Genomic DNA, 21,273 nt, shown 5'->3' with positions numbered 1-21,273 from the left:
GAGTTTTGCGCCTTAAATTAAGGCTTATGAAATTTAATTTAACCAGTTTTATAATTTTTATACTATTATTTATAACAGAAATTTTAATTGCACAAACATCAGGTTTTATACGACATACCTTTGGTGATTTTTTAGTAGTAATACTTCTTTATTATTTAATAAAATCTTTTTTTAATATTTCATCTAAAAAATTAGCAATCTCAATTTTAATTTTTTCTTTTAGTATTGAAATATTACAAAATTATAACTTAGTTAAAATACTTGGTCTAGAAAATTATAGAATAGCAAATATTATAATTGGTAACACCTTTAGCTATTACGATTTAATTGCCTATACTCTAGGTATTACTGTGGTGTTAACGATAGAGTTGATTACTAAAAAATAAACAAAGATTGTTTATGTAATTTTTGGTTTTTATTACGACTGACATTAAAATCAAATTAATAGAACAATGAAAGTAAAAAAATTAATTGCATTATCTGTCTTTGCAATAACAACTGTATATTCTACCGTAAATGCACAAGGGTTATTAGATGGATTTACATCTAAAAAAGGTGATTTATCTTTAACAACTTCTTTTTCTACTAGCAAGTACGATTCTTTTTATGTAGCTAATGTAAAAAAAGATGAAGTTCCTGTTCATGGAGAAATCAACCAAAACATAATTTCTCTTTATGCTAAATATGGTATTACTGACCGTTTATCAGTTGTAATAAACGTACCTTTTATTTCTTCTGACAATACAACAGGAGCTGTAGACCCTGTAAATGGAAAAAACTCTATCTCTGAGTTACAAGACATTTCAATAGCTTTAAAGTTAAATGCTCATAAAATTAATTTTGAAAAAGCAAACTTAAATATTATAACAGGATTTACCGCTGTTATTCCTACAGGGTATGAACCAAACGGTATTTTATCTTTAGGTAGTGGTGCATTCGGATTTGATGTAACTGCTGGTTTACATTTAAACACCGATAGTGGCTTCTTTTCTACTCTTTTTGCTTCTTATAATCTTAGAGGTGATGCTAACAATAATTTAACTCCTGGTAAAGATTTTGGGGTGCCAAATGCTTTTGTAACCACAGGTAAAATTGGATACGCAAGTAGTTTTATTTATGTTGAAGCTTGGGCTGATATTTTTAATTCTGAAGAAGGTGTTGATATTGGAAGTTCAGATTTTGCAGGTAATTTTCCTCAAACGAATGTAGATTATAAAAGAGTTGGAATTACTGTATATAAAAACATTATTCCAAAGCTGGGTGTTAGTTTAGGTTTTGGTAAAGTAATTGATGGTAGAAACATAGGTGAAGCTACTACTTTTTCAGCGGGTTTAACTTACAATGTGTCTTTAAAGTAATTATACATTTTTTAATAAACAAAAAAAGAGTCTTTTTAAGACTCTTTTTTTGTTTATTAACTTTATGTAAAGAATTACTTTAAAAGTGTAATTTAATTTTTCGAAGTACATCGTCTAAACCATTTAGTTGTAATTCATAAACCAACCCCATCATTTTACCCAATTTACCTTCTGGAAACCCTTTGTTTTTATACCATACTAAATAATACTCAGGTATATCAACTAAATAGGTTCCTTTATATTTACCAAAAGGCATTCGCATTTTTGCAGTATCTATTAAAAATTGTTGATCTGGTAGCATAAATTATGTTTATAAGAAATCCCGCATAAGCGGGATTTTTTTATTCTTTTCCGTCTACATATTCTTGCAAATATGAATATCGCTTAGTTAACTCACCATTATCAGTAGTCATCTTCGCTCTTGATAAAACTCCATCTTTATCATTGTTGTAAAAGGCAGGGATCACATGTTTTAAAAACATTTCACCAAAACCTTCACTTGCATCTTTTGGCAATTCACAAGGCAAATTATCTACAGCCATTACTGTAATTGCTTGTTCAGATTTATAATCAACTTCTTTTGCTGTTTTAGGATCATATCCATAAATAGGATCAGCGATGGTAGATGCTTTTATTGTTGATGCCACAGGTCCATCTACATCACAAGAAATATCTGCCACATACCTTATATTAAACGCTGATGATTTAGCATCTTCTCTTGTAAATAAATAAGGAGCACCATTACCGTAAAAATGCCCCGCAATAAAAAAATCTGTTTCCTTCGCGTATGGCATAAAATTACTTTCGTAACCTGTAGGGTCTTTATAAAAAGCAAACTTATCGCCTACTTTACCATCTTTACGCTTAGCATACTCCATTACATCAGCCATACAATATACTGGTTCTGTAAATTTTGATGTTAAATACAATGCATCAGAAATTTGTTTGATCCCTAAATGATCTAAAATTTCCTTAGCTCCGTAGGCAACTTTACCTGTTCCTGTTAAAAGAATTTTTAAATTCGGAAGTTTAATTTTATCTAACTCAGCTTTTACAGCATCTAAATCTACTAAAGTTTCTACTTTAGGTAGTTTGAAACTATTTTCTTTTAAACCAATTGCTCTAAATCCGTTATAAGCCCCTACCAAACCTGCATAACGCCCAAATCCGATTAATCGTGCACCGTTTTCTTTAACAATTGTTTCGTGGTCGTACATTTCAATATTTTTAGCCAACATTGTTTGTAACAGCTTACGATTGTAAGGCTGTTTTTTAATCGTATGACTAAAGTAGAAATATTTTTTATTTGGAATTAAATCATCTAAAGGAACTTCTTTTACGCCTAATAAAACATCACAATCAGTAACGTCATTTACAACTTTAAAACCTGCTTTTTTATATGCTTCATCTGAAAAAATTCTAATATCAGAACTTTCTACAACTATTTCAGCTTCTGGAAATTGTTGTTTAAACTCTTGTAATTTTTCTGGTGAAAACACAACACGTCTATCTGGTGGGTTTTTACGTTCTTTTATAATTCCGAATTTCATTCTTCTTTTTTTTATAAAAATTAAACAAATTAACTATTATTGTTGTAAATTAAAACAGCGTAGGCGAAAATACTTGATTTAAAAGTATTGTACAAATAGTATTTTCATATATTTGCAGCCCATATTTTTTTATAAAAAGTAATTAGTTTTTATTTTTTTACCAGAAAATATTGAAATCTTTAACATATTGGGGACGACTGGTTTTGACAGCAAGGTCAGTGATAATGTAAGCATACCGAGGAGTGAAGAGATTACTCGTTAAACTTTTTTCAACTTTTTAAACGGCGAAGATAACTACGCTTTAGCTGCTTAATCCGAATTATAGTAGGATTGGCCTAGGCACACAAGGTGTGCAAGCTTTATGTCCACGAACAGCCTTGGTTTACGGCGTTTCACTTTTGGGCATCGTAAAAGTAAACATAGAAAACTTGAAACTTTGGCTAGTTTTCGAAACTAAAGAAGATAAGCTTTTAACAGATTGTTCTTAATCAGTTATAAGTCGAAAATTAAGAAAGAACTAAGTATGTAGAAAGCCTTTGAGCTGCTTGTTTGGACCCGAGTTCGATTCTCGGCGTCTCCACAAAAAAAAAAGCAACCTATTCTGGTTGCTTTTTTTATATCTATTTTTAAACAAAAAAATAAATTTAAATAGTCTCTCCTAATTCTTTTAGCTTAGAAGTATTTTCTGCTAACATTAATTCATCAATAATTTTTTGAATATCACCATTTACAATGTTAGATAAATCGTATAATGTTAAACCAATTCTATGATCTGTTACACGACCTTGCGGATAGTTATAGGTTCTAATTTTTGCAGAACGATCTCCTGAAGTTACCATAGTACCTCTTCTTGCTGCATCTTCGGCTTGCTTTTTTGCTAATTCCAAATCGTATAAACGAGAACGTAATACTTTAAAGGCTTTTTCTTTATTTTTATGCTGTGATTTTTGATCTTGACATTGCGCTACTAATCCTGTTGGAATATGTGTTAAACGCACCGCAGAATAAGTAGTATTTACTGACTGACCTCCTGGACCTGAAGAACAGAAAAAATCAATACGCACATCTTTAGGGTTTATTTCTACATCAAATTCTTCTGCTTCTGGAAAAACCATACAAGTTGCTGCCGATGTGTGCACACGACCTTGTGTTTCGGTTTGTGGTACACGCTGTACACGGTGTACGCCTGCTTCAAATTTTAGGGTTCCATACACATCATCACCCGAAACTTCAAATTGGATCTCTTTGAATCCACCATTGGTTCCTTCAGAATAATCTACTGTAGAAACTTTCCACCCTCTACCTTCACAATATTTTGTGTACATTCTAAATAAATCTCCTGCAAATAAACTAGCTTCATCTCCTCCAGTACCTGCACGTAGCTCAACTACTGCATTTTTTCCATCTTCTGGATCTTTCGGAATCAACAAAAACTTAATTTCTTCTTCCAATATAGGAATACGAACTTTAGCTTCGTCCATTTCCATTTTTGCCATTTCTACCATTTCGGCATCACTTCCATCAGCTAAAATTTCTTTAGCCTCTTCAATAGCATCTGTTAGACTTTTGTATTCATCTCCTCTCTTTACAACCTTACCTAAATCTTTGTATTCTTTACTTAATTTAACGTAACGTTTTTGATCCATTATAACGTCTGGTTGGATTATTAAATCCGATACCTCATCATAACGTTGTTTTATAATTCTTAATTTGTCTAACATCTTCTTGCTTTTCTAGTTTGCGAATTTACGTTTTTTATCTAAAATATTTTTAAAATTTGTTTAAGTAAATTTGTTTTTATTCTATTTAACTACAATGAAAACTAAAATTTTATTTCCTCTAATATTAATTCTTTTTGTTGTGTTAAAATATAAAATGAAGATTCTTGTATCAACATTGTTAATAATTACCATTTTGATAGCTTGTTTTACTATCATTTTGTCGATAATTAAACATCCTTTAAACAAAAATACTTTATTGTTTAGTTATTATTAAAACTATGATTTCTTATTTATATTCGGAAAAATACACTTAATAGAAGTATCATCATCATTAAAAATCCTACCTCACAGCATCAAAAAACAAAACATTTTTTTCTTTATAAAATCACACCTAAAATTATATAATTTCACGGCATTCTCCACTGTAAAAACCTATTAATCAACTAGATTAAAAATTAACACTGTTCAAGCAAGCTATTTAAACGCAACTGAGTTGCATTAGCTTAAATAGTTTCATACTTTTGACAAAAAATACTTAAAAATCATAATTATTTTTTAATGAAGAGTAATCGTCTAAAAAATAGCATTACCTGTTTACTTCTCGTTATTTTCATTTCTATGAAAATGGCAGGACTTCACACGCTATCTCATATCGATGACACCTCTCCTTCATTAGGTTGTACGACTTGTGATTATATCATTTCACACAACCTAACTCCCACACTTTTACTTAACATTATAGATTACACATTTGAAGCAATTAAATATAGTCTTCAAATAAAGAAATCAGGAAACTATAATTTTCTTATCTCAAATACTATTGCCGCTAATCAATTATTTTCTCGTCCTCCTCCTTTTGTAATAATAAGAGTTTCTTGCTAACACCTAACTTCATTGTAAAATTTATACAGTTTTATTAAAAGACAAATAACACTAAATACAGTTAAGAGAGAATTTCGCTTATCTATTTTTGTACACACACAAAATAAAAATTGTTATGAAAAGGAAAACCTTTTTACTTTATAATGAAGAACGTGAAATGCTTAATTTAACAGAAGAAACAAGTAATTTTTTAATCAGAAATCAAGAAATATTATCTATAAGTAAAAAATGGATCGGCTTGTTTACTAAAAAAAGATGATGATGAAGCTTTTTGGCTTTTACCTGAAGCTAAATACTTATGGGATAAGTCTGATAGATTACTAAATAAATATACTCTACCTGAAAAAAAAATGGCGTATTAAAAGAAATGCAAGAACAAGGAGTCATTAAAAAAATAAAATTATAACAACAGAAGTTCTAAATATTAAAAACTTAATGAAGGTTGTAAAACTAATACTATTCTGTCTAGTAAATAATTACGTGTATTCTCAAAATAAGAGTATTACAGGAATAGTTACAGATGACAAAGAAATCCCTCTTACCGGAGCTCATATACAAATACTAAAATTAAACAAAGGAACCATCACCAATAAAAATGGTGCTTTCTATTTTAATAAATTATCCGAAACAAATTACACACTAGAAATTTCTTTTATAGGTTTTGAAACTAGCTATATAAAAGTGAATACCTCTAAAGAAAACAAGATTAAGATTGGATTAATACCTGAGAAAAACCAACTTAACGAAATAGCCATTACAAGTAAATCAAAAACTCAACAAAAAAGAGAAAGTACTGCTAATGTATCAATAGTAAAGATGAAAAAATTTCGCGAAAGGAATACAAATACTAGTGATATTGTTAAACAAATTCCTGGAGTAAATATTAGGCAAACAGGTGGTTTTGGTAGTAATGCAAAAATTTATGTGAACGGAATGACTGGTAAATCTATACCCTTTTTTATAGATGGAATTCCACTATCTTATTTCGGATCAGGTTTAGGATTAAATGCATTACCAGCAAGTTTAATAGACCAAATAGAAGTTTATAAAGGCGTTGTTCCTGTTAACTTAGGAGCTGATGCTCTTGGTGGTGGTGTAAATATTATTACTCGAAAATCATATTCCGATTACCTCGATGCCTCTTACTCAGCTGGCTCATTTAATAGTCATAAAGTAAATCTAAATGGTCAATTCGTAAACACCAACAAAAATTGGATATTTGGAGTGCATTCATTTTACAATCATTCTGACAATGATTATAAAGTAAATGTTGAAATTCCTGATGAATTTGGAAATCCAAAACCTGCAACTGTTAAACGTTTTCATGATAATTTTTCTAATTATTTACTAAACTTTTACACTGGTGTTTATGATAAAAATTATGCTGACCGCCTCATTTTTAACATCCGTTATTCGGGACTAAAAGATGATATTCAACATAATGCAATTATGGCGCAGCCTTACGGAGAAGTTACTTATGACGAAGCTACTATAGGTACATCTTTAGAATATGAAAAAAAAGAAATTCTAAATAATACTGATATCAAATGGTATACTGCTTATAACAATACTAAAAGTAATTTTATAGATACTTCTTTAAATATCTATACTTGGGATGGTAAAGTTTTTGGTCAACGAACAGATGGAGGTGAAATTTCTACTTCGCGAAATAATTTAAAGTTCACATCGCAAAACTTCCTAAACAGAATTAATATAAAATACAGTCCATGGCTAAAAGGTAATTTTACCTTAAATATATTTTCAGCTTGGTCTAAAAGAATAGGAAAAGACCCTATTGCTGCCGAGTTTTATGGAGAAGACTTTTTTGCAAACCCTACCCGTCTTTTAAAAAATGCTACTGGTTTGGCATATGAGCATAATTTTTCAAGAAATTTCACAACCTACACAGGTGTAAAGCATTTTTGGATGAATGCTAATGGCTATGCAATTCAGAATCTAAAATATATTCCGAACGAACAAAAAGCTACAAATTTCGGATTTCTGCAATCTCTTAGATACCGATTCTCTAAGAAATTTCTGGTAAAATCTTCTTACGAATATGCTACTAGGCTTCCTGATGAAATAGAACTTTTTGGTAATTTCACATTAGTAAAACCGAACCCTTTTTTAAAACCAGAGCAAAGCCATAATTTAAATGTAGGTTTTCAGTTAAACTCAAAAAAAATTAATTGGGATACCAATCTTTTTTACCGAAATACAAATAACGTTATTTGGCTACGTACTTCTAAGTTTTATGCACAATATCAAAATTTACTAAAATCACGTACTCTAGGTATAGATACAGAAATACGCTATCGCCCATTCAAAACTCTTGATATAAAAGCAAACGCGACTTACCAAGATTTAAGAAATCGTTCTTCTAAAAGTACTACAGGAGCAGTAAACAATCGTTATTTCAACGCAAGGCTTCCTAATACTCCATATTTATTTGGAAATGGAGAGATTCGATATCATAGAAAGAAATTTCTAAGTACAAAAAATAATATTTCATTTTGGTGGTCTGCTAACTACGTTAATGAATTTTACCTTTATTGGGCAGTAGACGGAAATAAAGATTTTAAAAATATAATTCCTTCTCAATTTACTCAAAACTTAGGGGTAACTATTTCACACCCTTCTAATCATTGGGCGATTACCTCAGAAATCACCAATATTTTCGACAAAAAAGTATTCGACAATTTTAGTGCACAACGTCCAGGAAGGGCATTTAGCATAACACTCAGAACCTTTATTAAATAAATTAACCCTTAAACTCGAAAAAACGAGAGATTAAACACAGTAGAAAAAATGAAAAAACAATTTTTTAAGAAAATCACAGCACTATTATTTTACATCACATTAACTATAACATTAATAGGATGTAGTGATGATACTCCTACTAAAAAAGATGACCCAAATCCTATTACTTTAAACTTTGGTATTACTACCGTAAGTGGTGCATGGCCTAATCAAACCTCATATATACAAGGTGTTGAAGATTTAAATTTTTCGACCATAGGAAATGAGAAGGCTTTAGAATTAAATGGAAATTCAGGTACTGTTTCTTACAACAAAGCATTATACGCTTCACCTTTTGGGGCTCCCGCAACTTTAGTTAAATATTCATTTAACGACAATGGAGATACTATTGAAGAAGAACGAATTGTAGTTCCTGGTGCTAATACTTTTTCTACAGTTTATTTTGAAAGTGAAAGTGTTGCTTACGCATCTGTTGCTGGTGGTATTTCAAAACTTATTATTTTTAACCCTACCACAATGCGTATTACAGGAGAAGTTCCTTTAACTTCAATTACCAAAAGATTTCCTGAAGCTACTCGTACTTATTATTTAGATATGATGGCACGAGACAGTAAATTATTTATGGGCTTGCATTACGAAAACAATTTCGCTCCTTTAAACGACTCTGCTTATGTTGCTGTAATTGATTTAAACCAAAAAGTGGTAGAAAAAATTATAGCCGACAATAGAACAGGGATGGTTTTTGGTGGACAAGCAGCTAATACTGGAATGATTAAAGCTAGTAATGGCGATATTTACGTACAAGGTTTAGGAACTAAACTAAGTGGAGGTAACAGTCCTAGTGGTCTCTTAAAAATAAGTAACGGACAAACTTCTTTTGACCCAAACTATTTTATGGATATGCAAAATGCTACAGGAAATGTTTGCTACGGAATTTATCAAACACCTAATGGTAGAAGCTTTACCGCAAAGGTTGAAGACGAAACTGATTTTTATGAATTTAAAACTGGTGAGCCACAGTTTAAATATTTTGAGTTAGACCTAGAAAATAAATCAAGTTTAGGTGCTGTACCAGGGCTTCCAACAACTTATGGTTCTCGTAGAATGATAATTCTTCCTTACAAGGATAATAAATTACTATTTACAACAGCTACCAATGATGAAAATGCTGTATTCAGTTTTGATACTACTTCGAATACTTCTAGTAAATTATTTACTTCTACTGGAGGTTATATCTCAGGTATAGAAGATTTAAAAAAATAACCATTTAACCACATGCTAGAAGCTAAAAATCTCACAAAAAAATACGGTGATTTCACCGCACTAGATTCATTAAATTTAAAAATAGAAGCAGGCGAAATTTTTTGCCTGCTTGGGGCAAATGGCGCAGGAAAATCAACAACTATAAACTTATTTTTAAATTTTATAGACCCTTCTTCTGGAAATGCTTTTGTTAATGGTTTTGATGTTGAAAAGCACCCACAAAAAACAAAACAATGGCTATCTTATATCCCCGAAAATCTTCAATTGTATCAAGATATGACAGGGCTTGAAAATCTTCACTTTTTTTGTGGTCTTCAAGGTGGAAATCAAAAGAAAGATGAATTAGCTTTTTTACTTTCACAATCAGGACTGCAAGAAGATTTCATCTTAAAAAGAGTAAGTAGCTACTCTAAAGGAATGCGACAAAAGGTAGGTATTGCTTTAGCAAGAGCAAAAGGAGCTAAAATTTTACTTTTAGATGAACCTACATCTGGATTAGATCCTAAGGCAAGTAATGAATTTTCACAACTTTTACTAGAGATGAAAGAACAAAAAGTCGCCATTTTAATGGCGACTCACGATCTTTTTCGCGCCAAAGATACAGGTACTCACATAGGAATCATGAAAGAAGGTCTCTTAGTTGATTTAATGAAATCTGATCAAGTCTCTTTTCAAGATTTAGAGAAAAAATACTTAAAACATATGCACACTTAATATGAAGTGGTAATAAAAAAACATTAAGACCAAACCAGGCTGTGTATTTAACAGATATCTATAAAAATTTAAATAGATGAAAAATCAAATTTTTTTAATTGCTAAAAAAGAGCTTACGAGTGTAATTAGGCAAAACTCCTTAAAAATTTTATTTACCATAATTATAGTTCTTTTGGGTTTTGCTGTATATGGAGGCCACATTGCTTATAAACATCAAACTGCAATGGTAGAAACCGCCCAAAAAGAAAGAAGAACTGAATGGCTAGATCAAGGACACAAACATCCCCACATTGCTGCACACTACGGTACTTTTGTTTTTAAACAAAAAACACCTCTTAGCCTTTTTGATTTTGGTTTAGACACCTATACTGGAACTTCTGTTTATTTAGAAGCGCACTATCCTCATGAGTTTATGTTTAGACCTGCACAAGGTTACGGGAATATGATTCGTTTTGGTGAATTAAGCGCAGCCTTGGTGCTTCAATTATTATTACCGCTTCTTATTATATTTATAACATTTCAAACTTTTACTAAAGAAAGAAAAACAGGAACCTTTAAACTCTTAATTAGTCAAGGTACTTCAATAAGGTCTATTTATATAGGTAAAATCTTAGCTTACTTTGTAATTATTTTAGTAATAATGGTTCCTTTTTTCATAGGCTTATATACCGTAGGTTTAAATGAAACAAATAGTTCAGCAATGAATGATATAGGGTTTCGTACCCTACTTCTTTTTCTTCTTTACATTGGTTATTTATGGATTTTTACAAATTTTTCGGTATGGATTTCTCTTAAAGCTTCTAGCTCTAGAAGTGCCCTTTTAACTCTTTTAATATTTTGGGTCGTAACAGGAATTATTATCCCAAAAACCTCAGCAAATTTGGGAGAAACGCTACACCCTTTACCTTCTATGAAAATATACAAAGAAGGTATACAAGATGATATTGCAAATGGAATGGCAATAAACGAATCTAAAGAAGAAAGGTTAGCCAGACTAAAAGAAAATTATTTACAAGAATATAATGTTGATTCTATTCATAAACTCCCCTTAAATTTTAGTGGAATAGAAATGCAAGAGGGTGAAGAATATGCTAATAAAGTGTACGATTTTCATGAAAAAAAACTTCATGAAAAGTTTGAACTTCAAAATAAAACAGAAAGTTTAATGAGTTTTATAGCTCCTTATATAGCAATTAGAAACCTTTCGATGGCCATCTCTGCAACTGACTGGCATAGTTTTAATGATTTTCAAAGAAAAACAAAAAATTACCGCCGACATTTAATACGAACAATGAATTATGATATGGCAAAAAACTCACGCTATGGTGAGTTTTATGAATACAAAGCTGGAAGAAACTTGTGGGAAACAATCTCAGATTTCAAATACCAAGCACTTATTGTAACTGAAACATTAAAGTATTACAAGATAGAACTAGCTTCATTAGCTCTTTGGTTTTTAGCAATACTCTTTCTAACACCTTCTACTTTTAAAAGCAAAATGATATGAAGTTAATTTTACTATTATGGCAACGTGAAGCTATTTCTATTATTAGAAACATCTTTCAAATGATTCTATTAATCTCGATTGTTCTTTTAGGTATCTACGCCATATATTATGGGAACTCTATAATAACAAAGCAGCAAGAAACAATCGAAAACGTTCAAAGTATTCAAAAAAATGAATTTGAAAACTATAAAAAAAGTTTTACTAACGAACACAAATCTGTTAAAGAAAAACAACTGTTTAATATAGCTTCCGACCCTGCTTATGCATGGTATAGACATGAATATCATGCGGTTTTAAATCCTCATAATTTAGCGCACATGTCGTTAGGGCAAAGAGATATAGAGCCTTATTACCGTAAACTAACAGCTGCGAGTCTGTATTATCAATTATTTGAAAATGAATTAGCCAACCCTCTTAAACTATACATAGGAAATTTCGATCTTTCTTTTGTACTTATCTACTTATTCCCCTTGCTTATAATCGTTTTTACTTACGGATTGTATGCTGAAGAAAAAGAAAACGGAATGCTTCCCTTGCTAAAATTACAAACCGTAGGATTAAGAAAAATATTATTAATTAGAATTTCTTTTTACTACGTATTAATTGCAGGCATAGCATTTCTCCTATCTTCTATTGGTTTTTTAATAGCTACGAATGTAAAAATCTTAACCATTGCTCTATGGATAACCGCTATTTTATGCTACTTCAGTTTTTGGTTTACCTTAATGTTCTTTTTAGTTAGTCTTAAAAAAAACTCTTCTCTAACAGCTATTTCTGCTGCTGGGTTATGGCTTTTATTTCTAATTGTTTTACCTGCTGTAATAAATGTATATGCCAATATCGCGTACCCAATAGATAATATGTCACTTGCAGATATTACCCGAAGAAAAAGTCTTGAAAACGAAGAAGACATAAACGAAGCCAAGTCTGTAATTCGTGAATACCTACACTATCGTGATGATTTAAAGGAAGCCAAAGCTTTAATTGATATAAACACAATGTCTAAAGCTTATGCAGCTTTTACCGCCCTAAACGACAACCATCACAAAAAGAAAGTTGTTGATTATTTTAACCAAATTCAGTTACGTCAAAAATGGATTTCATTATTTCAATGGGCAAATCCTGCAGTAAATACTCAAAACATTTTAAATAAAATTACAGAAACGGATGCTGCAATTTTTCAAGACTTTCATCTGTCAATTACGAATTTCCATAAAGAAATTACTCACTTTTATTTTGACAGACTCTTTTTAAATAAACAAATAACAAATAACGATTATAAAAATCTCCCTAAATTTAATCTGAATACAAACAACCCATCTAAAATTAAAAACATTAGAAGCAGTTTAATAGAAATTATAAGTATCTCTTTTTTCCTTTTTGGTTTATCATTCATTTTTTTCAATAAAACTATTTTCACTAAGGCCTTTAAAAAATAGACTACTAAAATATTTTTCAATGAAATTTACAATGCTAAAACCTAAAAAAAAGCCAGACTTTCTAAATGACAACCTTTGGAAACTTATGCTAAAACTTTCTACTCCTAGTATTTTAGGAATGATGGTTACTTTTATTGACAAGCTTGATAATAGGAATTTTCAATATTATTTTTTTATTTCTTTTTTGTCGTCTATTATTATATTTATGAATCACATAAATTTTAAAATTAACCAATAAAAAACCTAAACAATAAAGATATTGCTTAGGTTTAAGTAATTTAATACTATTAAAATATACGTTTAGGTACTTTTTTTAATACTCAAAAGTTCCGAATTCACTATTTATAGTTAATTTCTTAGTTTCAGAAGCTGCTACTCTACCCACAATTTGAGCATTTACATTATAGCTTTTAGAAATTGCTATAATATCTTCAGCTACTTCTGGAGACACATAAAGCTCCATTCTATGCCCACAGTTAAATACTTGATACATTTCTTTCCAATCTGTTTTAGACTGCTCTTGTATCAACTTAAATAAAGGAGGTATTGGAAACATATTATCTTTTACAATATGTAATTCATCAACAAAATGCAAAATTTTAGTTTGTGCTCCACCTGAACAATGAATCATTCCATGTACATCATCTGAAGAAAATTTCGATAAAATTTCTTTAATAATTGGAGCGTAGGTTCTTGTAGGAGATAATACTAATTTACCAGCATCAATTGGAGAATTTTCAACTTCGTCAGTCAATTTTGTATTTCCTGAATACACTAAATCCGCAGGAACGGCAGCATCAAAACTTTCTGGATATTTAGAAGCTAAATAATTATCAAAAACATCATGACGTGCAGATGTTAATCCGTTAGATCCCATTCCTCCATTATACTCTGTTTCATATGTTGCTTGTCCAAAAGATTCTAAACCAACAATTACGTCGCCTGCTTTTATATTAGCGTTATCAATTACATCGCTACGTTTCATACGAGCAGTTACAGTAGAATCTACAATAATTGTACGCACTAAATCTCCAACATCAGCAGTTTCACCTCCTGTTGAATGAATTGTTACTCCAAAACCTTTAAGATCTTCAATTAACTCTTCTGTACCGTTAATTATTGCTGATAAAACTTCACCCGGAATTTTACTTTTATTACGCCCAATGGTAGACGATAGCATAATATTATCAGTTGCTCCTACACATAATAAATCATCAATATTCATTATTAATGCATCTTGTGCAATGCCTTTCCAAACAGAAATATCTCCTGTTTCTTTCCAATACATATAGGCTAATGATGATTTTGTTCCCGCACCATCTGCATGCATAATTAAACAATAATCATTATCATTGGTTAAATAATCTGGAACAATTTTACAAAAAGCTTTAGGAAACAAGCCCTTGTCAATATTTTTAATTGCATTGTGTACATCTTCTTTAGATGCTGATACTCCGCGTTGTGCGTAGCGCTTAGATACTTCGTTACTCATGTGTTGTGTTGTTGTTAGTGCAAATTTAGTTTATCTAAGTTTTAAATCAATAAAAAAGCGAACGTTTTTTATCGTTCGCTTTTTTAACTGTTTTATAATCTTTGTCACTCTTTATCTAACGTTGTTGCTTTTAAAAATAAATTTATTTGACCTACACCTCCTGACAAAGTAGTTTTTAGAATGTTTTTTTTGAAAAATATTATCGTTTAACCTTATTAATCTACAAATTTCAGCTCAATATCCATCACCAAAAACGAATGCTAATTATCTTGTAAACAATAATTCTCTATATTTTGTTAATGGCCACAGGTTATCATCAACCAGTAATTCTAGCTTATCACAATGGTAACGGATTTCATTAAAATAAGGAATTACCTTATTGCAATAAATATCAGCATTTTCTTGCCCGCTTAACTTATTTGCTTTTTTTCTCTCCTCAGTCATTGCTTTAGTTTTAGAGTTTATCCCTGCAATATGATTCGATATTTTTTTTATCAAATCAATTTGTTCTTCTGCATATTGCTCAAAACCTTTTCCAAATATTTCTTTTATGCCTTTAACATTCTCAATCAATGTATTTTGATACTGAATAGCTGTAGGAATTATATGGTTTCTAGCAATATCTGCCAAAACCCTTCCTTCAATCTGAATTCTCTTAGAATATTCTTCTAACTCAATTTCATGACGCGCTTCTACCTCTACCTTGTTCATTACATTCATTTCTTCAAAAAGTGTAATTGCTTTTTTAGAGATTTTAGCTTTTAAGGCTTCCGGAGTAGTCTTATAGTTACTTAATTTTCGTTTAGTAGCTTCTTTTTCCCAAGCGTCACCATACCCATCACCTTCAAATCTAATTTTTTTAGATGCTTTTATATACTCTCTTAACACATTAAAAACTGCTTCGTCTTTTTTTAAGTTTTTAACATCAATTAATTCATCTACTTCATTTTTAAACTCTTTTAACTGCTTTGCTATAACTGTATTTAAAACCGTCATTGGCCCAGCACAATTAGACCAAGAACCTACAGCACGTAACTCAAATTTATTTCCTGTAAATGCGAAGGGCGATGTTCGATTTCTATCAGTATTATCTAATAGTATTTCAGGAATTTTACCTACTATATTTAACTTTAAATCTGTTTTTTCCTTTGGAGATAACTTTCCCTTGGTTACATTTTCTAACTCATCTAAAACAGCTGACAATTGCGACCCTATAAAAACCGATATAATTGCTGGCGGTGCTTCATTAGCTCCTAAACGATGATCGTTACTAGCACTAGCCATTGATGCTCTTATCAATTCTTCATAATCATGTACTGCTTTAATTGTGTTTACAAAAAATGTTAAGAATTGTAAATTCTTCATTGGTGTTTTTCCTGGGCTTAATAAATTTACTCCCGTATTAGTTACTAAAGACCAATTATTATGTTTACCTGAACCGTTAATTCCTGCAAATGGTTTTTCATGAAACAATACTTTAAATTGATGACGTTGTGATACTTTTTCCATCACATCCATTAACAAAGAGTTATGATCTACCGCTAAATTAGCTTCTTCAAAAACAGGTGCTAATTCAAACTGATTTGGAGCTACTTCATTATGACGTGTTTTTACAGGAACCCCCAACAACATACATTCCTGCTCTAAATCACGCATAAAACTCATCACTCTATCTGGTATCGATCCAAAATAATGATCATCTAACTGTTGCCCTTTTGCTGGTGAATGTCCTAATAAAGTTCTACCTGTCATCATTAAATCTGGTCTTGCCGCTGCCAAAGCTGTATCTATTAAAAAGTATTCCTGTTCCCAACCTAAGGTTGCATTTACTTTAGAAACATTTTTATCAAAATATTTACAAACAGCAGTTGCAGTAATATCCACAGCTTGTAATGCTCTTAACAATGGCGCTTTATTATCTAAAGACTCTCCTGTATACGCAACAAAAACCGTTGGTATACATAAAGTAGTACCATATATAAATGCTGGCGATGTTGGATCCCAAGCTGTATAACCACGAGCCTCAAAGGTATTTCTAATTCCTCCATGCGGAAAACTAGATGCATCTGGCTCTTGCTGTACTAATTGACTACCATCAAAACGTTCCATTGCTCCCCCACCTTCAATTGTTTCAAAAAAAGCGTCGTGTTTTTCAGCTGTTGCTCCTGTTAATGGTTGAAACCAATGTGTATAATGAGTGGCTTCTTTTGATAAAGCCCAATCTTTCATACTTACAGCAATTTGATCTGCTATTTTTCTATCAATCTTATTCCCAAACTCAATTGCATCCATCACACTTTGATAAGCATCTTTTGTCATATACTGACGCATAGCTTGCTGGTTAAAAACATTTTTTCCAAACAACTCAGATCTACGTCCTTTTTCTTCTATAAGAACAGGTTTTCTATCTAAAGTTTGTTTTAAAGCGCTAAATCTTAAAGTAGTCATTACATTAAAGGTATAAAATTCACCTCAAAAATACATAAAAAACAAAATACCCCTAAAAAAACAGGGGTTAAATTAAATAAAACTTAATTTTTAAATTTTAACCCCCTAAAATTTTAATATTAAATATAAAATACTCACTTTTGTAGTGGATTTAACAAAACACAAATTACCACAGTATCATGGCTAAAATTAAATTAGAGTACATTTGGTTAGACGGTTACCAACCGACACAAAACCTAAGAAGTAAAACAAAAGTTGAAGAACATGAAAATTTTCAAGGAACTTTAGCTGAACTTAAAAACTGGTCTTTCGACGGATCTTCAACAAAACAAGCTTCAGGAGGCTCTTCTGACTGTATATTAAAGCCTGTTGCAATTCACCCAGATCCTACTCGTATTAATGGATACTTAGTAATGACTGAGGTTATGAATTCTGACGGAACTCCGCATGAATCTAACGCACGTGCTACTATTAACGATAATGACAATGATTTCTGGTTTGGTTTTGAACAAGAGTATTTTATCATGGATAAAAAGACACAACTTCCTTTAGGATTTCCTGTTGGTGGTTACCCAGGACCACAAGGAATGTACTACTGCTCAGTAGGTGGAAGAAATACACATGGTAGAGATTTTGTTGAAAAACATGCTGACCTATGTATTGATGCTGGCTTAAACTTTGAGGGAATTAACCAAGAAGTTGCTTCTGGACAATGGGAATTTCAATTATTTGCCAAGGGCGCAAAAAAAGCTGGAGATGAAATTTGGATTGCTAGATATTTATTAGATAGATTAACTGAGCAATACGGTTATTATATTGAGTACCACCCTAAACCTGTAAAAGGTGACTGGAATGGCTCAGGAATGCATGCTAATTTTTCTAACACTACTTTAAGAACTTGTGGATCTAAAGAAACTTACATGAAAATTTGTGAAGCTTTTAGACCTGTTACAAAAGAACATATCGATATTTACGGAGCACATAACGACCAACGTTTAACTGGTTTACACGAAACCGCTTCTATTACTGATTTTAGCTACGGTATATCTGATAGAGGAGCCTCTATTCGTATCCCTATTTTAACTGTAGAAAGCGGATGGAAAGGTTATTTAGAAGACAGAAGACCAGCTTCAAACGGAGATCCATATAAAATTGCTTCAAGAATTATACAAACCGTAAAACCAGTTTGCGAAAATTTATAATATTTCCAAAACAACACACACTAACACAACAACAAAAAAGCCTTTAAATTAATTTAAAGGCTTTTTTATTTTTAAACTTAGTATTTATTTTAATGTTAAAAACACAAAAACAAAATAAGAAGTCAATAATATAATTCCGTCCTTCCAATTTAAACGCAACTTCTTCGGGAAAAACACTAACGGTAATACTGCAAATGAAATTGCCAACATCCAATAAATATCGTTAGTGACCAAACTTAATGCATCAGCATTTAACTTTACTGGTGTAATAATTGCTGTAACTCCTAAAACTGCTAAAATATTAAACACATTCGAACCTATCAGATTCCCTAAAGAAATTGCTTTTTCTTTTTTCATTACCGCAATTATAGAAGCCGCCAACTCTGGCACGCTTGTTCCCACCGAAACAACCGTAACCCCAATAATAGCATCACTTACCCCCATTTTTTTTGCCAAATTTACCGAACCGTTTATTAACAATTCTGACCCCGCCCATAAACCAAAACCACCAATAACGAAAAACATCGCAATTTTATACAAAGGCAACTCCTCATCATCCTCAGGCATTTCATCTACGACAGCTTGTTTTTGAAAACGCAGTAAATAAATTAAAAACACCACCAATAAAGTAAACATTATACCCCCTTCATACTGCTGAATCGTATTATCAAAAGCTATAAAAAAATACAACAACAGAGAAGCAATCATCATTACTGGCCAATCAGTTTTATAAAAACTTTTCTCCACTTCTATTGTTGACAGGATTACAGTAATACCTAGTACCAAACCTATATTTGCAATGTTGGACCCTATTACATTACCTACCGCCAAACCAGTAGCATTATTTAAGGCAGACTTTATACTCACAATTAATTCAGGTGCAGAGGTTGCAAAAGAAACCACCGTCATACCTATTACAATTTTAGGAATATTTAATTTTAAAGACAAACCTACCGCCGCCTTTAACAACCAATTACCACCCAGAACTAGCAACAACAACCCAACTACAATATATACTATATTCATTTATTTATTTTTTTACGAAGATAAAACTTTGACATGAAAATACACCAATCATAAAAACATCAAAAAGCACCTTTTGAAAACTATTATCATTTCAAAAAAAAATTAAAAAAATAATCAAATAACCAAAAATCATCTTAAAAAAAACCTTTTCCACTTTAATAAAACAAAACAACTAAAAAAACTCCTTTATTTAATTACAAATTAAAACATAAAAACCATTTTCAAACTACATAAAACAACAATAACTAAGAAATATATGTTTCAATACAAAACACAAAAGACTTTTTTAACTTAAAACTTAAACATAAATAGAATAATTCATATTCATTTTTTTGGAAACAAGATCACCTTTAGTATATATTGATAAAACAATTCCGGAATCAACTAATATTAACTATTAAAAACCCAAAAAACGAATGATTGCTATCATATTAAAATTAATTATTATTGCCATAAAAATTGCACCTATAATTACATCACTATATTAATCAATTTTTAAAATCACACTATATTATGCTAACATTTATCGGAGTATTACTAATTATTACAGGGTTAATTACCATTGTATTAAACTCAATTATTAAAAACAGTAAAATCTTAAACTGGTTTACCCTACAAAGGAGTATTCAATTTACAGTTCTTGGAGCCATTATGAGTATAATAACAGGAATGTTTTTTTATGCTGATGCAGGTACAGCTTACGCAGTACAATACGTTTCTGGTGGCGACAAAATGATTACTACACAAGGTTTAAAACTTAAGTGGTGGGGGCGAATTATTCCCCTATCTTATGAAACATCTATAAAAGACATTATTGTTGACGACGAAAGCCAATTACCAAAAAGCGACAGAGGAATCTACAATAGAAAAGCGCAAAAATGGGAATTTAGCGATGCTATTAAAGCAGAAATAAGCACCTCAGTAATTGTTGGAGTAAATATTAACGACGAGGAAGTATTTTTAAATATGGCCGACAGAAATAGAAGCGAATCTAAGTTAATTTACGGAAGAGTTTTACCTAACATTGATGCAGCTATAAAAAACACTTGTAAATTGATGGATGCTCAAGATTATATTTCAGGACAGGCATCAGACTTTGACAGATATTTTAGAGATCAATTAGAAAATGGGATGTATCAGGTAGAACAATATTATGAATCTGAAAACATCAATGAAATTGTAGGAGACACTACTACTATTAGAAAAATAAAAGTTGGTAAATCTAGCAAACAAAAAAAGTTTAGAATAAAAAGAGACACCAACGGAAACATTATTAGAGATAATTCAAACACTTTAAAACAATATGGATTAAAAATTTACCAAGCACAAGTAACAGGTATTGACTGGGAAGCTTCTTTTGACGAACGTTTAGATTTACAAAAAAATGAAGTTGCACAAACTCAGTTAGAAAAACAACAAGCTGAACGCGAATACTACAGAGCAAAGAAAGAAGTTGCTAAAGGAGAATCTGAAAAAGCAAAAGAAAGAGCTCGATTAGAGAAAATTCAAATTCAACAAACAATAGAAGCAGAAACCGAAGCCAAAGTAGCTGGGTTTAACTTAATAAAAGAGAAAAAACAATTTGAAGTAGAACAGTTTAAAGCAAAAAGTAAAAAAGTTGCTGCAGATGCTCAGTATTACGAAAATGCTAAATTAGTAAGCGCTGGTTTAACTCCTCAAGAAAAAGCCGAATGGGAATATAAAACAGCCGTTGGTGTTGCAGGGCAAATAAAAGATTTACAGCTACCATCTACTTATATTGAAGGCGGTAAAAGCGGAAACGACGGAAACCTATTACAATCATTAATTGGTGCCGACCTTGCTAAAAAAATGATGGAGAATAAAAAGTAACCTTATAATACTACAATAAGCGGAGTGGCAATTTTACCCTCCGCTTTATATGGCAAATTA

The 21,273-nt window shown here is 31.1% G+C and carries 17 protein-coding genes and 1 other RNA gene; 12 read left to right on the top strand and 6 right to left on the bottom strand.

All coding sequences use genetic code 11. The features are described 5' to 3' along the window. Positions 1-26 precede the first annotated feature (26 nt). Together Q4586_RS08915 and Q4586_RS08910 are read left to right on the top strand one after the other, a co-directional pair. Positions 27-386, top strand: a complete 360-nt coding sequence (locus Q4586_RS08915) for a ribosomal maturation YjgA family protein (RefSeq protein ID WP_068703371.1) — start codon at positions 27-29, stop codon at positions 384-386. Positions 387-452: 66 nt separating this feature from the next. Continuing rightward, a complete protein-coding gene (locus Q4586_RS08910; RefSeq protein ID WP_303528490.1) occupies positions 453-1,358 on the top strand; it encodes a transporter in 906 nt (301 codons plus the stop codon). A gap of 79 nt (positions 1,359-1,437) precedes the next feature. On the opposite strand, the gene Q4586_RS08905 is transcribed toward Q4586_RS08910, so the two are convergent. Together Q4586_RS08905 and Q4586_RS08900 are read right to left on the bottom strand one after the other, a co-directional pair. Further along, on the bottom strand, positions 1,438-1,659 hold the full coding sequence (locus Q4586_RS08905; protein WP_068703367.1) for a DUF3820 family protein: 222 nt from the start codon (positions 1,657-1,659) through the stop codon (positions 1,438-1,440). Positions 1,660-1,699: 40 nt separating this feature from the next. Further along, on the bottom strand, positions 1,700-2,908 hold the full coding sequence (locus tag Q4586_RS08900) for an NAD(P)-dependent oxidoreductase (RefSeq protein ID WP_068703365.1): 1,209 nt from the start codon (positions 2,906-2,908) through the stop codon (positions 1,700-1,702). A gap of 189 nt (positions 2,909-3,097) precedes the next feature. Here Q4586_RS08900 and ssrA point away from each other — a divergent pair. Next, positions 3,098-3,491: a transfer-messenger RNA gene (gene ssrA / locus Q4586_RS08895) on the top strand. Positions 3,492-3,552: 61 nt separating this feature from the next. Here the strand turns inward: ssrA and prfA are convergent. Beyond that, the gene (gene prfA, locus Q4586_RS08890) at positions 3,553-4,629 is read right to left on the bottom strand and encodes a peptide chain release factor 1 (protein ID WP_068703320.1); all 1,077 of its coding nucleotides are present in this window, start codon (positions 4,627-4,629) and stop codon (positions 3,553-3,555) included. Between the two features lie 624 nt (positions 4,630-5,253). On the opposite strand from prfA, the gene Q4586_RS08885 reads away from it, so the two are divergent. The 7 genes from Q4586_RS08885 (at position 5,254) to Q4586_RS08855 (ending at position 13,194) form a co-directional block, all read left to right on the top strand. Further along, positions 5,254-5,511 carry a hypothetical protein gene (locus Q4586_RS08885; protein WP_141677653.1) on the top strand — a complete coding sequence of 86 codons (258 nt, stop codon included), beginning with the start codon at positions 5,254-5,256 and terminating at the stop codon, positions 5,509-5,511. Between the two features lie 115 nt (positions 5,512-5,626). Continuing rightward, positions 5,627-5,770 (top strand): hypothetical protein, encoded by a 144-nt coding sequence (locus Q4586_RS08880; RefSeq protein WP_176714953.1) that lies wholly within the window; start codon positions 5,627-5,629, stop codon positions 5,768-5,770. A 176-nt stretch (positions 5,771-5,946) separates the two neighbouring features. Beyond that, positions 5,947-8,271 carry a TonB-dependent receptor gene (locus tag Q4586_RS08875; RefSeq protein ID WP_303528485.1) on the top strand — a complete coding sequence of 775 codons (2,325 nt, stop codon included), beginning with the start codon at positions 5,947-5,949 and terminating at the stop codon, positions 8,269-8,271. 48 nt (positions 8,272-8,319) lie between these two features. Next, complete coding sequence (locus Q4586_RS08870) at positions 8,320-9,534, top strand: DUF4374 domain-containing protein (protein WP_303528483.1); 1,215 nt, start codon at positions 8,320-8,322, stop codon at positions 9,532-9,534. 12 nt (positions 9,535-9,546) lie between these two features. Next, positions 9,547-10,248, top strand: coding sequence for an ABC transporter ATP-binding protein (locus Q4586_RS08865; RefSeq protein WP_028887570.1), 702 nt, complete (start codon positions 9,547-9,549; stop codon positions 10,246-10,248). A 76-nt stretch (positions 10,249-10,324) separates the two neighbouring features. Then, positions 10,325-11,755, top strand: a complete 1,431-nt coding sequence (locus tag Q4586_RS08860; RefSeq protein WP_303528482.1) for an ABC transporter permease — start codon at positions 10,325-10,327, stop codon at positions 11,753-11,755. Next, positions 11,752-13,194, top strand: a complete 1,443-nt coding sequence (locus Q4586_RS08855) for a DUF3526 domain-containing protein (RefSeq protein WP_303528480.1) — start codon at positions 11,752-11,754, stop codon at positions 13,192-13,194. The genes Q4586_RS08860 and Q4586_RS08855 overlap by 4 nt, the downstream gene beginning before the upstream one ends. Before the next feature lie 313 nt (positions 13,195-13,507). On the opposite strand, the gene Q4586_RS08850 is transcribed toward Q4586_RS08855, so the two are convergent. Further along, on the bottom strand, positions 13,508-14,686 hold the full coding sequence (locus Q4586_RS08850; protein ID WP_068703310.1) for an AIR synthase related protein: 1,179 nt from the start codon (positions 14,684-14,686) through the stop codon (positions 13,508-13,510). A gap of 264 nt (positions 14,687-14,950) precedes the next feature. After that, positions 14,951-17,134 carry a glutamine synthetase III family protein gene (locus Q4586_RS08845; RefSeq protein WP_303528476.1) on the bottom strand — a complete coding sequence of 728 codons (2,184 nt, stop codon included), beginning with the start codon at positions 17,132-17,134 and terminating at the stop codon, positions 14,951-14,953. A 179-nt stretch (positions 17,135-17,313) separates the two neighbouring features. Between Q4586_RS08845 and Q4586_RS08840 the strand changes: the two genes are divergently transcribed. Further along, the gene (locus Q4586_RS08840) at positions 17,314-18,336 is read left to right on the top strand and encodes a glutamine synthetase beta-grasp domain-containing protein (protein WP_068703306.1); all 1,023 of its coding nucleotides are present in this window, start codon (positions 17,314-17,316) and stop codon (positions 18,334-18,336) included. Positions 18,337-18,420: 84 nt separating this feature from the next. On the opposite strand, the gene Q4586_RS08835 is transcribed toward Q4586_RS08840, so the two are convergent. Further along, positions 18,421-19,362 carry a calcium/sodium antiporter gene (locus Q4586_RS08835; RefSeq protein ID WP_303528474.1) on the bottom strand — a complete coding sequence of 314 codons (942 nt, stop codon included), beginning with the start codon at positions 19,360-19,362 and terminating at the stop codon, positions 18,421-18,423. A 513-nt stretch (positions 19,363-19,875) separates the two neighbouring features. Between Q4586_RS08835 and Q4586_RS08830 the strand changes: the two genes are divergently transcribed. Beyond that, on the top strand, positions 19,876-21,213 hold the full coding sequence (locus Q4586_RS08830; protein ID WP_068703303.1) for an SPFH domain-containing protein: 1,338 nt from the start codon (positions 19,876-19,878) through the stop codon (positions 21,211-21,213). Positions 21,214-21,273: the final 60 nt, after the last annotated feature.

The organism is Tenacibaculum soleae (genome assembly GCF_030549005.1).
Taxonomy (GTDB): domain Bacteria; phylum Bacteroidota; class Bacteroidia; order Flavobacteriales; family Flavobacteriaceae; genus Polaribacter; species Polaribacter soleae.
The sequence above is the reverse complement of the archived record's forward strand: the minus strand, read 5'-3'. Positions and strand labels throughout refer to the sequence as shown.

Bases quoted from the DNA above. Each gene is read 5' to 3' on its own strand.
- Q4586_RS08915 (WP_068703371.1), top strand. From the start codon at position 27: ATGAAATTTAATTTAACCAGTTTTATAATTTTTATACTATTATTTATA.
- Q4586_RS08910 (WP_303528490.1), top strand. From the start codon at position 453: ATGAAAGTAAAAAAATTAATTGCATTATCTGTCTTTGCAATAACAACT.
- Q4586_RS08905 (WP_068703367.1), bottom strand. From the start codon at position 1,659: ATGCTACCAGATCAACAATTTTTAATAGATACTGCAAAAATGCGAATG.
- Q4586_RS08900 (WP_068703365.1), bottom strand. From the start codon at position 2,908: ATGAAATTCGGAATTATAAAAGAACGTAAAAACCCACCAGATAGACGT.
- prfA (WP_068703320.1), bottom strand. From the start codon at position 4,629: ATGTTAGACAAATTAAGAATTATAAAACAACGTTATGATGAGGTATCG.
- Q4586_RS08885 (WP_141677653.1), top strand. From the start codon at position 5,254: ATGGCAGGACTTCACACGCTATCTCATATCGATGACACCTCTCCTTCA.
- Q4586_RS08880 (WP_176714953.1), top strand. From the start codon at position 5,627: ATGAAAAGGAAAACCTTTTTACTTTATAATGAAGAACGTGAAATGCTT.
- Q4586_RS08875 (WP_303528485.1), top strand. From the start codon at position 5,947: ATGAAGGTTGTAAAACTAATACTATTCTGTCTAGTAAATAATTACGTG.
- Q4586_RS08870 (WP_303528483.1), top strand. From the start codon at position 8,320: ATGAAAAAACAATTTTTTAAGAAAATCACAGCACTATTATTTTACATC.
- Q4586_RS08865 (WP_028887570.1), top strand. From the start codon at position 9,547: ATGCTAGAAGCTAAAAATCTCACAAAAAAATACGGTGATTTCACCGCA.
- Q4586_RS08860 (WP_303528482.1), top strand. From the start codon at position 10,325: ATGAAAAATCAAATTTTTTTAATTGCTAAAAAAGAGCTTACGAGTGTA.
- Q4586_RS08855 (WP_303528480.1), top strand. From the start codon at position 11,752: ATGAAGTTAATTTTACTATTATGGCAACGTGAAGCTATTTCTATTATT.
- Q4586_RS08850 (WP_068703310.1), bottom strand. From the start codon at position 14,686: ATGAGTAACGAAGTATCTAAGCGCTACGCACAACGCGGAGTATCAGCA.
- Q4586_RS08845 (WP_303528476.1), bottom strand. From the start codon at position 17,134: ATGACTACTTTAAGATTTAGCGCTTTAAAACAAACTTTAGATAGAAAA.
- Q4586_RS08840 (WP_068703306.1), top strand. From the start codon at position 17,314: ATGGCTAAAATTAAATTAGAGTACATTTGGTTAGACGGTTACCAACCG.
- Q4586_RS08835 (WP_303528474.1), bottom strand. From the start codon at position 19,362: ATGAATATAGTATATATTGTAGTTGGGTTGTTGTTGCTAGTTCTGGGT.
- Q4586_RS08830 (WP_068703303.1), top strand. From the start codon at position 19,876: ATGCTAACATTTATCGGAGTATTACTAATTATTACAGGGTTAATTACC.